Consider the following 13,539-nt stretch of genomic DNA (forward strand, 5'->3'; position numbering starts at 1 on the left):
GGATTCAATGCCGGATGGTAAGGACTTCTTACGCCTTCCTGTTAAGTATGGCTACATAAAATTCGACAAATTAAAAGATGGCTCAATCGATTTGGCGGATTTAGCCGAAATGAATGAGTGGATAGACATCGAACAGGATAACGAAGCGCGAATTGCGCGTTGGAGAAACCACCATGACTCATGCTGAAACGTTGCGAGATTTTCTCATCAGCCTCGGTTTTAAAGTTGATGACAGTGGCATGCGAAAATTTCAGTCCGTTGTTACGGGGGTGAGTGCCAATGTTATCAAGCTAGGTGCGTCGGTTGAGGGGGCAGCGCTGGCCGTCGTGGGATTTACCACACAAATTGCCGCCGGTCTTGATAAGATGTACTGGGCGTCAGCGCGTACAGGCGCCAGTGTTAACGGCATAAAAGCATTAGGTTATGCCGCCAGTCTTACCGGCAGTAGCGCAGAAGCGGCAAGAGGTTCACTTGAAAATCTGGCTCGATTTTTAAGGAATAGTCCGGGCGCGGAAGGATTTTTAAATCGTCTTGGGGTGCAAACCCGTGATGCCAATGGCAATTTGCAGGATATGAGCGCTATTTTTACCCGTGTGGGGAATAAACTGGCCTCCATGCCTTATTACCGCGCCAATCAATATGCTCAACTACTCGGCATTGATGAAAATACGCTAATGGCCATGCGTAGAGGGCTGAACAAGTTTTCTGCTGATTACCAGCGGATGCTCAAACAAACCGGATTTAACGCAGACGTTGCTGCCAAACAGTCCAACCAGTTTATGACCTCGATGAAAGGATTGACGGGGTTAATTGGTGTTTTGCGTGATAAGGTAGGGTCAAACCTGGCAGGGGGATTGAGTCGCGAGATAGACAATCTCCGCAAAAGACTGCTAACTAATTTCCCTGAAATTGAGAAGATATTAACGAGTATAATCAAAGGCATCATTCAGGCCGGTGGAATGGTGAGTCGGGTTATCTGGCGAGTCAGTCAGGTAATAGGACAGGTTTTTGATTGGTGGCACAATTTAGACGAAAAATCTAAAAAACTCATCACGACCTTTAGCGGATTGGCAGCGGCTATATGGGTACTCAATCGCGCATTCTTTGCCTCTCCCATCGGGATTATCACCGGCCTGATTGCTGCTTTACTGTTACTTTGGGAAGACTACCAGACGTGGAAAGAAGGCGGCAAATCCTTTATCGACTGGTCAAAGTGGGAAGGTGAAATCAATCTAGCAAAAGCCGCATTCACCTGGTTAGGTGAAAAATTAACAGGATTGGTTGACCTGGTAGGCGGTTGGCAAAATGCGCTTGAGCTATTGGCTATTTTTATCGCTGGGGCATGGGTGAGCAAGGTGTTAGGGGCTTTTGGCAACATTACCAAGTTACCTATCCCGCCTTGGCTAAAATTATGGGGTCTCTATGCGGGGTATCTGATTTCAGATAAAGATAATATCAGCGATAGCGCAAGCGCGTCATGGGATTACAACACCCGTCAAGTCAAACGGGCGATTGGTAACGGTTTGGATTATCTAGGTTTTGATAACAGCTGGGCAAACAAAAATCAAGGCAGCAATATCCGAGATGATATCGCTGATGTGCCTACCGGCGACATGCCAAGGGGTATTCGTAACAACAATCCGGGTAATCTGAATTTTGTTGGACAACGCGGTGCAGTACGAGAAACACCTAACGGAAGATTCGCCAAATTCAATACCGCATTCGAGGGCTTACAAGCCCTTTCTACACAGCTTAATCGTTACGCTGAAAGGGGCTTAAATACCGTTGAAAAAATTATTAGCACTTGGGCGCCCGCCAGTGAAAATAATACTCGTGCCTACATTGATAAAATATCCGGTAAATTAGGGGTTTCCCCTGACACCGTGTTGAATCTGTCCAATCCGACGGTGATGACATCGCTCATGTCTGGCATCGTTGAGCACGAAAATGGTCGTCAGCCATATAGCCAGGCAATGCTCTATCAGGCCGCAAATGCAGGTATGGGGAATAATATTGACCAGAATATCACGATTCATGTTGAAGGTGCACCTGATCCATACGCCACTGCCAATGCAATTGCCGATAAACAAACGGGCGTTAACGCCAGACTGATTGGACAATTAACCCAGCGAGCCTACTAATGGATATCCTTTCTACGCTTTTTTCACAACGATCGCGCAAAATTGGGTTGCTGGTGCCGGATGTCATTATCTCAGAAAAACATCACGACACCCTTGAAATCACAGAACATCCGGTTGAACTGGGTGCGGAAATAGCCGATCACGCTTATAAGCGTCCAGCAGAAGTCACCATGGAAGTGGGTTTTTCAAGTGGGGGATCGCTGCTGGATTTTTGGGACACGGCAAAAGTAGGTATTCGCGCAGGGTTAAGCGCACAGGAAATCTACCAGCAGATTTTAGCGCTTCAAGCCAGCCGTCAACCGTTTGATGTCATAACAGGTAAGCGCAAATACCAGAATATGCTCATTCGGGCAATCGAAGTGACCACCGATAAACACACGGAAACCGTGTTGATGGCGATATTAACCTTACGGGAGCTGAATATCACCCAAACCCAAACGGTCAATATCAAATCTACCGATGCAAAAAATATGCGAGAAGGTAACACAACCGGTGGCGTGAGCAATACGGGGATGAAAACGCCAAAGTCGAGTGAGCATAGTAGCCTTTTACAGCGAGGAGCTGCTTTTTTCAATGGAAATTAACGAAATACCGCTTACCCCCACCAATCAGCAATTTACGATTAAGCTATCCGATACCGTGTGGCAATTTCGCCTTATTTGGCGTGATAGCGATACTTGGGTTCTGGATATACTCACGGTTGACAATCAACCGGTGATACAAGCAACTGTCTTGAACAGTATATTTATGGAGCAACGTTATGATACGACTCATCCCATTCTTGGTTCTTTCTGAGAATCGCATTCAGGATAGTCAGCAGTTTGCGCATACAGGCAACCAGCGCCACTTTTTTGGCTTTTCCTGCTGCAACCAGCCGTGTGTAAAATGCTTTTATCACCGGATTGAAACGAGTTGCAACCAGTGCAGCCATGTACAAAGAGGTTCGAACTCCGGCCCGACCGCCAAAAATGGTTCGTCGGCCACGCATGGTTCCCGAGTCTCTATTAACAGGAGCTACCCCAACCAGTGCACTGATCTCCCTGCGCGAGAGTTTCCCTAACTCAGGGACTTCTGCCAGCAATGTAGCAGCAGTCATCATACCAATGCCTTTGATAGTACTTAGCCGCTCTGCAAGCTCGTTGAAATGATCCGTAATATGCTTATGCATATCCTCGTCAATCCGTTTAAGTTCATTTTCTAGTGCATTGATGATGTTACTGATGCTTTTTCTGTTTTGCGGGTGAGATGGATGCATCCGGTTTCTTTCAGCTACAAGCATTGCAATCAGCTGGCGTCTGCGCACCACCATAGCAGCAAGAATCTGACGCTCTGCATCAGGAATAGCCTGGATAAAACGTGACCGCTCAGGATGGCGGTTAATGACATCAGCCATCTGAGCTAAAACTCTGGCATCTATTCTATCAGTCTTTGCCAGATAGCCCATGGATCGAGCAAAGTCTCTGGCTTGCCTGGGATTGATAACGGCAACATCAAAACCTTCAGCCTGAAGAGCGCATGCAATCGCTGCCTCGAGACCACCTGTAGCTTCCATCAGAATCAAGGCTATGTTGTTCTTTTTCAGTTGATAAATGATGGTATCGAACCCGTCAGGGTTATTGCTGACTCTGAACTGCTCAATGTTATTGGTGCCTGCAATATCCAATGAAGCTTTAGAAACATCAATTCCTACACAAATTGGATTTAGCTGACTCATATTACCCATCCTTGCAAATACGTTATGAATTACGGACAACTGTTCGGGTTTCAGATGAGTGGCTAAGTGTATGCATCATTCGCTTTGCTACGGGCTATAAACCCCAGGGACAATCGGATTACATACACCTTGCCAAATCTAATCGCTATTATTATAACCAAATTTCAAGATACAAGGGGCTGCGCTATCAAATAATGTCGCCATTAATGGCATTTCCCGTCATGCATCGGGGTATTCGAATGTGGATGTGGTGTTAACCGGACAAGTCGGTACGGTGATAAAGAATGGTCGTGTACGTGATAGAAACGGTAATATCTGGCGCTTACCAGAAACGGTTACACTTGATACACACGGCGAAGCGACGGTGACGGCGGTTTGTCTGGTTGCTGGAAGTGTAACCGCATTAGGTGGTGAAATAGTCGAGATAGCCACCCCCACGCGAGGCTGGCAAACGGTGAGCAATCCCAAATCCGCAACACAAGGCAGGCCTATTGAAACGGATAATCAGTTACGAGAGCGGCAGCGAAAATCGGTCTCACTCCCTTCACGCACCGTATTGGAAGGTATACAGGGCGCAATTAGCCTGATATCCGGCGTAACAAGACAACGCGGTTTTGAAAATGACACCAGTAAAACGGATAAAAACGGTATTTCTCCGCATTCCATTGCGATGATAGTCGATGGTGGTGATGTCACCACGATTGCCAGCGCAATCGCACAAAAGAAAACCCCTGGAGCGGGAACGTTTGGCGATACGTCAATTACGGTGAAAGACCGCTACGATATGCCAATTACGATTCGGTTTTCGAGACCCAAAACGGTTGATGTGCATGTGGAAATTGACTTAACCGCTTTTTTGGGGTTTACCACCCTCACCGGCGATAAAATCCGGCGGAAAGTATCAGAATATATTAACCAACAACTTATTGGCGACAATCTGTATCTGACCCGTCTTTACTCCCCGGCAAATCTGCCCGCGGATGAAGAAGGGAAAACGTTTGATATCACGGCAATAAAAATCGGACGGACAGAAGAAACGGTCAAAGAAGAAAACTTGATTGTGGCTTTTAATGAAGCCGTTAGTTGTCGTGAGAATAACATCAAACTGGTGGTGACCTCATGAGAGATTACACCGAATACATCACCCCACAACATCGTCAAGCGGAAAAGTTTACGCAACATATTGCGCTGATGACACGCGCACTAAGGGGTGTTTCAGCTTTAGCCGCGCAGCTTAATGCGTTTTTCAGTATCGATACGGCAACGGGTAAACAACTGGATGCCGTCGGCGAATGGATAGGCTTATCCCGGTTTGTCAAAACGCCGATTAAAGGCGTCTATTTTTCACTGGATACGGAAAAGGTGGGCTTTGACCAGGGGAGCTGGAAACGACGCTTTGATGCCGATAGTGGCTTTACTGAACTGGATGATGAAACCTACCGCTTTATATTGAGAGCAAAAATACGCGCAAATCACTGGGACGGCACAAGCGAGATGCTCTCAGAAATTTATCAGGGCGTTATTCCTGATGAAACGGTAAAAATCTTTTTTATCGACAATCAGAATATGTCGATGGATGTGTATCTAACCGGTGGCGTCATACCGGAAGTGACAAAAGCCGTTATCAAACAGGGATATCTCAATATCAAGCCAGAAGGCGTAAGACTTAACGCCTACACCGGTTCCGAAGGGGATAACGGCATTTTTGGGTTTGATGTCAACAATCGTTATATCGACGGCTTTGATGTCGGTAGCTGGGCAGTCAAATTATAGGAATAATCGATGGCAAAAAATGAAATATTACCGTTTGGGATTGCAGACGGGGCGAATGTATTGCCAGCGGATGAGTATCAGAAACTCACCGCCCGCAATAATGGGTTTAGTGCAGGGGTGGCGCGCTCACAGGAGCTCAACACCGTCTGGAGACAGGCATCTGTTATATCACATGTCATCGCGCAATTTATCGCAGAGACTAATAACAGTGATGTACTAGACGACGGCAACGTTGACAAACTCAAAGCCGGACTCATCAGTGCCTTATCGAAAAATGTGAATAGTACCGTACCCACCGCGACAAAAAACGTGGCAGGGATAACGAAACTCAGTAGCGCCACGAATAGTGACGATGAAACGCTAGCTGCTACCCCCAAAGCGGTCAAAATTGCTTATGACTTGGCGAAAACGGTGAGTATTGACGGGATGTATCCGGTAGGGATTGTCGTCTGGTTTGCCCAAAACAAAAATCCCAATACCTTATTTCCTAATACGAAGTGGCAATACATTGGTGAAAATAAAACCATTCGGTTAGCGAAAGTAGATGGCTCTAATGTATTAACCACCGGTGGGTCTGACGCTATTAAGCTGACAGAAGCGCAATTACCTGCTCACGGGCACGCTTTTTCAGCAACTACCAGCAGCTATGATTATGGTACTAAAAATACGAATGCAACGGGAAATCATGCACATAGTTTTGCGGGAGTAGTACGTGATCCATGGAACGCAAGAGGAGGCTCTGGTAATCCTAATCAATGGCAGCCAAGAACTCAAAATACATCACAAGCGGGGAACCACTCACATACTGTTATTCTTGGCCCACATTCACATACTGTTTCAGGTACAACCGGAAAGACGGGAGGCGGTAGTGAAATTAATATAACGAATGCTTTTGTTACGCTAATGGGCTGGTACAGAATCAGTTAAGGAATCAACATGTTCAGAATTTTTAAAGCCTATACCTACACGAGTGATACGCATGAATTGTTAGGGCCCTGTGATGCTTACACAGATGAAACGCATGAGATACTGCCTTTTCATACTGAGAAGAAACCGCTTGATAAAAGGCAAGGTTTTGCCGTTGTTTTTAATGAACAAAATCAGGAATGGGAATATCAGGAAGATCATCGAGGCTTGGTGTTATTTGATACGAAAAGCCGTCAATCTGTCACCATCGAAAAATTAGGAAAAGTACCCAAGTATTTAACACCCTTGGCGCCCAAAAGCGAATATGATGTTTGGGATGGTGAAAGATGGGTCAAGGATGTTGAAGCTGAAAATTTAGCAAAAAGACATAAATTGGAAGGCATCAAACAACAAAAATTATATGATGCTACTTGTGAAATTGCCCCTCTTCAAGACGCCATAGATTTAGATATGGCGACCGAAGAAGAGAAAAAACGATTGATAGTCTGGAAAAGATATCGTGTACTAGTTAATCGTATAGAAACATCAACTACACAAGAGATAACATGGCCTAAACCCCCGTTATAACCGTATCAATGATTATTGAAAGGGATCACCGATTTCTTTTGCATATTTAACGCCCAATTGATAAGACGCATAATCAGTTAAATGACCATCATCCCTGTACGTTGGAACCCCTTTTATATTTCCTAAGCATTTTCCAGCATGGCAGAGTAAATCAGCGGGATTGATAATAACAACGGAAGGATGCTTTATTTGTATTTTTTGAAACATTTCTTCTACCCATAAAGTATTATTAATTCCTTTATTTGTTTCATTAGTATCAAAATTACAGTTGTCAATATTCTTTTCTTGATGAAATATTCGATTTTTGAATCTTGTATAAAAACAATCAAGGTAATTATATTTTGCTCGTGGAATTTCCTTTATTAAAATAACCTTTACACCTGATTTTTCTATGAAAGATATCGCGTTATTCAATGCATGGAAAATTATATCTTGAGGTTTATCACCGCTATTTTTTTTATCTTCTGGCGTTACAATAAAACCAAGATAGTTTGACCACCGTTCAGCAATGATAACAAAGTTAAATTTTGACGTTGCGATTGAATTAAAATAATTGATGGTATTTTTTTCACAAGAGGTATTGATACTATTATTACCCCAGTGGTATTGTCTTATTTTTGGCAGGGCAAGACAACTGGAGCTCGTAATAGAAGTGACTGATGTATCATATTTTTTTCCTATAACATCAAAAAAATTCCAGAAATGATTAGCGTTTGAATCACCAATAAGCAAGGCTTTTTTTGTACTACTCGTTTCCCCAATTTCGCATTTTTTATCAGCGATATCGTTTTCTTTATTAAAGCATTTTGTTCTATTCTTGGCAGAATATTGGGTTAAAATATTATCGATACGCACATATTCTTCACCGAACCTAAAATTAAATCCTTTATATTTATCACTTATATCATCAATTGCTAGAGATAATATAATAGGTAATACTATCAAGATTAATAGTGACTTAAAGAAATAAGTATTTTGTTTTCTTAGTGGCTTTTCTATGCACCGGTAGGAGATAACAGAAAACAATATCGCTAAGATATAACAGATAGCTTTTGTTTTTATATCATTGAATACGCCAATATATCTTGCCGCAGCAAACATAGGCCAGTGCCATAAATAAAGTGAGTAGGACAACTGCCCAATATAGACAAAAGGCCGTAATGATAATAGTTGGTATATTAATCCACTCTTTGAGCCGGTATAGATAAGTATTGCCGTTGAAATACAGACTATCAAGGCATAATAATTGGGATATCCCGATAATATATTTTTGTAACTTGCGATATAGAATAAGCCTACTAAGGCTAATAGACTTAATATATTAATAATATAAATGTTGCTTTTTTTATTATTCTTAGATGACGGTATTAAGGATAACGTAGCACCTGTCATAAACTCAAAAATTCTAGATATTAAAAAATAATAACTTTTATTTTCATCATAATAGGATGACCACAAAGCGATAAGAAATGCGCTTATAGTTAACATAACGAGTATAAATATAATCGCATTTTTATTTTTAATTTTATGCAGAAAATAAAATGTAATGGGGAAAATTAAATACCATTGCCACTCAATAGCTAATGACCAGGTATGTAGTAATAATAAAAAATTAGCATCCTGAACAGCATAGCCCGTTGTTGCTCTTGAAAAATATTGATTTGATAATAGAAGCGTGGTGTATTTTTCACTTATTGCAAAATCAATAAAATCTTCAGGTAGGTAGAAAATAATTGCAAGCACTAAGGTAAAAACAACAAGTGCTAGTAAAGGTGGCTGTAAACGCCACAGCCTTCGTCTATAAAACTCACAAAATGAAAATTGATTGTTATCAATAGCATTTTTCACTGTTGAAGAAATTAAAAACCCCGAAATAACAAAAAAGATATCAACGCCAATAAAGCCCGAGGGGAAGATATTTACGTTTCCATGGAAAAGAAGAACGAAGATGATGGCTAAAGCTCTTAATCCATCTATGTCTGAGCGATATCTTATTTGCATACATTATAAACCAGAATGTTTTATCATAAACAAAAACTATTATTTTATATCAGAAAAAGGTATAACATCTTCATTTGCGGTTAGTACTCTGTCGTATTCACGCTCTTTTATAAGTATACTTTTATTAATTTCATAACCAAGAAGGTCCGATAAAATATACTTATTCATTAAACCGCTTAGGTTTCCCTCTTTATTGCGAAAAGATTCAATAAACTGACAGTTATATTCAGGATTAGTAGATTTATACATAAACGGTATAAGATATTGCTCTCTACCTTTTTTTAATCCATGCCCGACGTTAACAACCTTGCCATGGTCAGATGTATAAATTAAATTATAATCAATTTTCTTTTCGTTAATGACATTGAATATATCATTAACAACTCGGTCAGTATGATGAATGGTTAAATCATATTTTTCGGCGTTTGGTAGTGCTTTTTTGTCTACTTCATCATAATTATCGTATGGCATGTGATTACCAAACAGATGAATAACAATAAATCGTTTTTGAGTGCTATCTGATAAAACTTCAGATAATAGTTCTGCTAAATTATTGTCATTGTAATTAGTGAGTTTTATATGATCACTTTTTCTGGCAATAAACCCATATTTGGAACCGTGTGTTGATATTTTTTTTTTCATACCGATTTCTTGAGAGCCTAACCAATAGGTTTTATAGCCATTGTATCTAGCCATTTCTACTATTGATTTATTGTGATCTAAATTATCTTCATTGCCTGGCACATGGAACGCCAAGGTCATCGATACCGAATCTCGAGTTATCGGTGCGCTAGAATGAACATTATTGACTATACAGGCATCTTCTGTAGAGAAGATTTTTGCCATATGTGGTGTTGTGTTTAAATGATAATTATATGCGCTGTAACGTGAGAATAATGAGGATTCACCCATAATCAATATAATATTTTTATTATTGTTGTTTTTCTTTGCAATGATGGAATTGTTTAATTCCTCTATTTCACGGGTATCTGAATATTTGCTGTCACCATATGAGGCAATGATTAAATAAGCCGCATCACCAATCACTAAAGGTATTTTATGATGTAAGAAAACGCCCAGTTCTCTTTTATTTTCTCTAATATTAGGAATTAATCTATATTCATCTTTTATATCAATAAGCGTTAAAGTAACCGTTAAAAAAATAGAAAATAACGTTATATATAAAAATAACGAACTACTTTTTAAATATTTTTTTACTTTAGCTAAAAAGAAAAATAAGATTTTTGTTAAAATCAATGAAGGTATAAGTAACTTTAAAAATAAACCATCTGACATCAATAATACTTCTTTTATGTTAGTCTCAAGCATTGATTGAAGCACGGATATTGTTATATTCCCATTAGAGTATAACGCATATATAATTTTTAAATTAATTAAAAATAGAAGCAATAACCCAATGAGCTTTTTTATTTTGCTATTACTAATAATTAATACAAAGGCTATTAAGAGAATAGTAAAAGTAGATACATGAGGGACTCTAGAATCTTCTTCAAAAACAAAAATATTCAGAAGTATAGATACTAAAAATATTAATAGCAAAATTATATAGTTAAGATTATTTTTTTTCATATATTTCAATTTTTATAATAACAAATTAGCCCCATCCAAGGGGCATCATATTAACAGCGTTGGCGGAAGTTGTTAACTATTAGTTGTTAGTTGCGTGTAGGTGATTTTGTGAGAACTAGACTAAACAGGTAATGGGCTATTTTGAATTATGATTAATTTTAGACATAAAATTGTCTCCCTAGATAAACAAATTATAGGATGGTTTTGGTTGGATAAATTAAATCGGTGACAAATAAATTTTCTTACCAAGGGATAAAAAGTAACTTAAATTTATTGACTGTTTCTTTCAGAAGATAAATCAAATTGTCTACCTATTTAATTTTAATTGTTTTTATTACTACTTATATTCGGCTTATGTTCTGAAAATAAACGTAAGGTATTAATTTTTAAATAAAAATATACTGATTTAAAATCCCTCGGCCTTAAGGCCGTGCGGGTTCAAGTCCCGCCCTGGGCACCATAGTAAAAATATCTTAAATATCAATAAGTTAAGCACAAAAAGTGCCTTTATTAAAGGCGCTTCTCTGTACTCATAGTCAACACTAAAATCACATATTGGCAGCAAAAGTGGCAGCAGGTTGGCAGCGCTGGTCATTTTTACAGTATTTGTGATCGTAAAAAAAGAAAAACATAATTAGGTATAAATCCAAAATTATCTTTTATGAAATTCATGCTTTTTTATAAAATCTTTTTCTATCTTTTAATTTGATTTAATGGTTTCTACTATGACACGAAAAGGTATTGATGATATTCTTTTATCTGTAGGTGGAGATAAACTTTCACAACGCGAATGGGATTACATAAAGCTTCTAAAACCCATGAAACCTGATCTTCAAGTCGTAGCTTTGGGTCTATTTGAACGTAGAGGAGATGGCGACGCAATAAAGCGTTTTAATGCCTCAGAAACCAAAATCTAACAGAACCCAATTTTGGTGTATTATGCACATTACTATGCATAGAAATAACCCAAAAGCAAACCATTTCGATTATAAATAGAATATCTTTCTGAATATATTCTATTTTGGTCATTAAATTTTAACCAAAATGAGATAAACGAATATCTTTTAAACCGCTAGTGACATTTGTTGCCCTGTACAATGTGGGGTGACAGGGTCAATCTTGCCCGGTGTTGAAATAAAGCGGGTTAAGCTCTCGTGGCTGACAAAGGTAGCCCCACAATTAATGTTCTGACATTGGTTATAACGCTCCCGAGTATTTTCTGAAATTTGCAGGGAAGTTCTAGTATGGGCCGCATGACCACAAAGGGGGCAATTCATCATGATGATATTCTCCTTTTTTCAGGTATTTTACCAGCAATTTAGTTACTTTTCATCGCTAAATCGGTGATTTTTACCTCCATTTCAAGCGAGGTGGTAAAGCCTTTATCATTGAGACTGTGGGTCACTTTCACCACAATCCAGTCGGCGTTATCGATTTGGGGTTTAAAGCCCCTGATGTTAATCGGGGTTTCCGGGTAAATATCGGCCCGTCCTTTGGCTAACTGAATCGAAAAACTGGCGATACCGCGTTGAATTTTTGTCCAGATGGCTTTTGCCGCCCGTGCCGCATTGGCACGATTGGCGTAGGTATGTGAAAGCACCAAAACATTGCCTTCCTCACCGATGAAATAATCCCCCTGTTTGTTTTTTGTTGACGCAGAAGGCTTTTTGCGCGCAACTTTAACGGTATGTTTTTTTTCAGGCAGCTGGGTGTCCAGCCAACTGGCAATCACGCCCGTGTAAGCACTGCGGTCTGCCAGTGAAAACGAATAATTATCCCCGTCTTTTCGACTTAAGGTCACCGTCGGTATCTCTTTACCCGAGGCGGTTTGACTTTTCCCCTGTTGCAAAAATAACAGCTGGTCATTTTTCACCGTCGCCAGTGCGCCTTCCTGCTGGCCTAGTCGGGTTAAAAACGCGCCGTCCGATTCATTTGTCTGGTCGATATGCGCAATTCGGATAGGCTTAAGCGCTGCATCAATACAGGGGGTTAACTGATTGCGCCCGGCAAGCGTGGTCACAATTTCTTCCAGGGTTTTATTGTGGTAAGAGGCTTCTCGGTGCGTATTGAGGGTCGCGCGAAAATCAGCACTTCGTGCGCGTAATGTCAGACGGTCAGGCGCGCCACTGTATTCGATTTCATCAACAATAAATTTCCCCTTCGGGATGAGACTTTTGTTTTTCCAGCCCAGCGCCAGTGTCAGAGTTTCCCCGCGTCGGGGCAAGGCCAGTTTGCCGTCACTATCATCCAGTTCAATGTCTAGCTGGTCGGCTTCAAATCCCCGATTATCGGTCAGCGTCAGTGACATCAATCGGCCTTCAATCAGCGAATTAATATTTTTGCTGCCTGCCGTTAGTGCAAACACAGGGATATTCTCCGTGTTGAAAAAGGGCATTAGAAAAGTCCCTTAACCTGTTCACTTAAATCACCAAACATCGCGGAAAGCGAATCATCGACCCGTTTTAACTTAAGGGTGAATTCAATCTTACGCGGTGTGCCATCGGAAAAAAAAAGACTTTTGCTTTGGCTGATTTCTTCTATCACGAACATGCCGTAAATATTGCCTTCACCGTCCAGAAAGGGCCAGGCTTTACCGCTTTCCGCCATCGCCTCGAGCGCAATCAGGGATAATCTGCCCCCCGTCAATTCCGGATAAAGTGCCCCTGATAGGGTGATATCGTCATTATCCAGCCCAATAAATTGAAAGGCAGGTCGGATACCTAATCGGCTGTTGAACCCATAGCGCCAGCGCCGATTGATTTGCAGTGTCTGATAGGGCGCGGTTTTAAGCTGAAACACAAACAGTCCTAATGTGGCCATCGGCAT

15 protein-coding genes are annotated in these 13,539 nt (G+C 40.7%); 9 read left to right on the forward strand and 6 right to left on the reverse strand.

Annotation, left to right across the window (positions count from 1 at the left end):
• Nucleotides 1-7 precede the first annotated feature (7 nt).
• From V3224_RS26720 to V3224_RS30395, 4 genes are read left to right on the forward strand one after another with little or no spacing between them, the layout of a single operon-like run.
• Nucleotides 8-187 (forward strand): DUF6889 family protein, encoded by a 180-nt coding sequence (locus V3224_RS26720; RefSeq protein WP_334473495.1) that lies wholly within the window; start codon nucleotides 8-10, stop codon nucleotides 185-187.
• Nucleotides 174-2,141: a lytic transglycosylase catalytic gene (locus V3224_RS26725; RefSeq protein ID WP_334473496.1), complete on the forward strand. Its 1,968-nt coding sequence runs from the start codon at nucleotides 174-176 to the stop codon at nucleotides 2,139-2,141. Before V3224_RS26720 ends, V3224_RS26725 begins: the two co-directional genes overlap by 14 nt.
• The gene (locus tag V3224_RS26730) at nucleotides 2,141-2,725 is read left to right on the forward strand and encodes a phage baseplate protein (RefSeq protein WP_334473497.1); all 585 of its coding nucleotides are present in this window, start codon (nucleotides 2,141-2,143) and stop codon (nucleotides 2,723-2,725) included. The genes V3224_RS26725 and V3224_RS26730 overlap by 1 nt, the downstream gene beginning before the upstream one ends.
• Nucleotides 2,715-2,936 carry a phage baseplate plug family protein gene (locus V3224_RS30395; protein ID WP_442891084.1) on the forward strand — a complete coding sequence of 74 codons (222 nt, stop codon included), beginning with the start codon at nucleotides 2,715-2,717 and terminating at the stop codon, nucleotides 2,934-2,936. Before V3224_RS26730 ends, V3224_RS30395 begins: the two co-directional genes overlap by 11 nt.
• Here the strand turns inward: V3224_RS30395 and V3224_RS26735 are convergent.
• Nucleotides 2,887-3,855: an IS110 family transposase gene (locus V3224_RS26735; RefSeq protein WP_032115191.1), complete on the reverse strand. Its 969-nt coding sequence runs from the start codon at nucleotides 3,853-3,855 to the stop codon at nucleotides 2,887-2,889. The two genes, V3224_RS30395 and V3224_RS26735, sit on opposite strands and share 50 nt — an antisense overlap.
• Nucleotides 3,856-4,024: 169 nt before the next feature.
• Here V3224_RS26735 and V3224_RS26740 point away from each other — a divergent pair, with 169 nt between their 5' ends.
• From V3224_RS26740 to V3224_RS26755, 4 genes are read left to right on the forward strand one after another with little or no spacing between them, the layout of a single operon-like run.
• Nucleotides 4,025-4,978: a baseplate J/gp47 family protein gene (locus V3224_RS26740; RefSeq protein ID WP_334473901.1), complete on the forward strand. Its 954-nt coding sequence runs from the start codon at nucleotides 4,025-4,027 to the stop codon at nucleotides 4,976-4,978.
• Nucleotides 4,975-5,628: a DUF2612 domain-containing protein gene (locus V3224_RS26745; RefSeq protein WP_334473498.1), complete on the forward strand. Its 654-nt coding sequence runs from the start codon at nucleotides 4,975-4,977 to the stop codon at nucleotides 5,626-5,628. Before V3224_RS26740 ends, V3224_RS26745 begins: the two co-directional genes overlap by 4 nt.
• A 9-nt stretch (nucleotides 5,629-5,637) precedes the next feature.
• Nucleotides 5,638-6,555, forward strand: coding sequence for a tail fiber protein (locus tag V3224_RS26750; protein ID WP_334473500.1), 918 nt, complete (start codon nucleotides 5,638-5,640; stop codon nucleotides 6,553-6,555).
• Between the two features lie 9 nt (nucleotides 6,556-6,564).
• A complete protein-coding gene (locus V3224_RS26755; RefSeq protein ID WP_334473502.1) occupies nucleotides 6,565-7,122 on the forward strand; it encodes a tail fiber assembly protein in 558 nt (185 codons plus the stop codon).
• 12 nt (nucleotides 7,123-7,134) lie between these two features.
• Here V3224_RS26755 and V3224_RS26760 read toward each other — a convergent pair whose 3' ends face one another.
• Both V3224_RS26760 and V3224_RS26765 read right to left on the reverse strand, forming a co-directional pair.
• Nucleotides 7,135-9,123: an acyltransferase family protein gene (locus tag V3224_RS26760; protein ID WP_334473503.1), complete on the reverse strand. Its 1,989-nt coding sequence runs from the start codon at nucleotides 9,121-9,123 to the stop codon at nucleotides 7,135-7,137.
• A 39-nt stretch (nucleotides 9,124-9,162) separates the two neighbouring features.
• Nucleotides 9,163-10,713, reverse strand: coding sequence for a sulfatase-like hydrolase/transferase (locus V3224_RS26765; RefSeq protein WP_334473504.1), 1,551 nt, complete (start codon nucleotides 10,711-10,713; stop codon nucleotides 9,163-9,165).
• Nucleotides 10,714-11,438: 725 nt separating this feature from the next.
• Between V3224_RS26765 and V3224_RS26770 the strand changes: the two genes are divergently transcribed.
• On the forward strand, nucleotides 11,439-11,630 hold the full coding sequence (locus V3224_RS26770; RefSeq protein ID WP_334473506.1) for a hypothetical protein: 192 nt from the start codon (nucleotides 11,439-11,441) through the stop codon (nucleotides 11,628-11,630).
• Nucleotides 11,631-11,777: 147 nt separating this feature from the next.
• On the opposite strand, the gene V3224_RS26775 is transcribed toward V3224_RS26770, so the two are convergent.
• The 3 genes from V3224_RS26775 to V3224_RS26785 are packed head-to-tail and all read right to left on the reverse strand — an operon-like array spanning nucleotide 11,778 to nucleotide 13,539.
• Nucleotides 11,778-11,993: an ogr/Delta-like zinc finger family protein gene (locus V3224_RS26775; RefSeq protein ID WP_334473508.1), complete on the reverse strand. Its 216-nt coding sequence runs from the start codon at nucleotides 11,991-11,993 to the stop codon at nucleotides 11,778-11,780.
• 38 nt (nucleotides 11,994-12,031) lie between these two features.
• Nucleotides 12,032-13,108 (reverse strand): phage late control D family protein, encoded by a 1,077-nt coding sequence (locus V3224_RS26780; RefSeq protein WP_334473510.1) that lies wholly within the window; start codon nucleotides 13,106-13,108, stop codon nucleotides 12,032-12,034.
• A complete protein-coding gene (locus V3224_RS26785) occupies nucleotides 13,108-13,539 on the reverse strand; it encodes a phage tail protein (RefSeq protein WP_334473903.1) in 432 nt (143 codons plus the stop codon). The genes V3224_RS26780 and V3224_RS26785 overlap by 1 nt, the downstream gene beginning before the upstream one ends.

Source organism: Arsenophonus sp. PmNCSU2021_1 (assembly GCF_036919435.1).
In the GTDB taxonomy this organism is placed as follows: Bacteria; Pseudomonadota; Gammaproteobacteria; order Enterobacterales; family Enterobacteriaceae; genus Arsenophonus; species Arsenophonus nilaparvatae.

Coding starts and splice junctions, on each gene's coding strand:
- V3224_RS26720 (WP_334473495.1), top strand. CDS start 8: ATGCCGGATGGTAAGGACTTCTTACGCCTTCCTGTTAAGTATGGCTAC.
- V3224_RS26725 (WP_334473496.1), top strand. CDS start 174: ATGACTCATGCTGAAACGTTGCGAGATTTTCTCATCAGCCTCGGTTTT.
- V3224_RS26730 (WP_334473497.1), top strand. CDS start 2,141: ATGGATATCCTTTCTACGCTTTTTTCACAACGATCGCGCAAAATTGGG.
- V3224_RS30395 (WP_442891084.1), top strand. CDS start 2,715: ATGGAAATTAACGAAATACCGCTTACCCCCACCAATCAGCAATTTACG.
- V3224_RS26735 (WP_032115191.1), bottom strand. CDS start 3,855: ATGAGTCAGCTAAATCCAATTTGTGTAGGAATTGATGTTTCTAAAGCT.
- V3224_RS26745 (WP_334473498.1), top strand. CDS start 4,975: ATGAGAGATTACACCGAATACATCACCCCACAACATCGTCAAGCGGAA.
- V3224_RS26750 (WP_334473500.1), top strand. CDS start 5,638: ATGGCAAAAAATGAAATATTACCGTTTGGGATTGCAGACGGGGCGAAT.
- V3224_RS26755 (WP_334473502.1), top strand. CDS start 6,565: ATGTTCAGAATTTTTAAAGCCTATACCTACACGAGTGATACGCATGAA.
- V3224_RS26760 (WP_334473503.1), bottom strand. CDS start 9,123: ATGCAAATAAGATATCGCTCAGACATAGATGGATTAAGAGCTTTAGCC.
- V3224_RS26765 (WP_334473504.1), bottom strand. CDS start 10,713: ATGAAAAAAAATAATCTTAACTATATAATTTTGCTATTAATATTTTTA.
- V3224_RS26770 (WP_334473506.1), top strand. CDS start 11,439: ATGACACGAAAAGGTATTGATGATATTCTTTTATCTGTAGGTGGAGAT.
- V3224_RS26775 (WP_334473508.1), bottom strand. CDS start 11,993: ATGATGAATTGCCCCCTTTGTGGTCATGCGGCCCATACTAGAACTTCC.
- V3224_RS26780 (WP_334473510.1), bottom strand. CDS start 13,108: ATGCCCTTTTTCAACACGGAGAATATCCCTGTGTTTGCACTAACGGCA.
- V3224_RS26785 (WP_334473903.1), bottom strand. CDS start 13,539: ATGCCGATGGCCACATTAGGACTGTTTGTGTTTCAGCTTAAAACCGCG.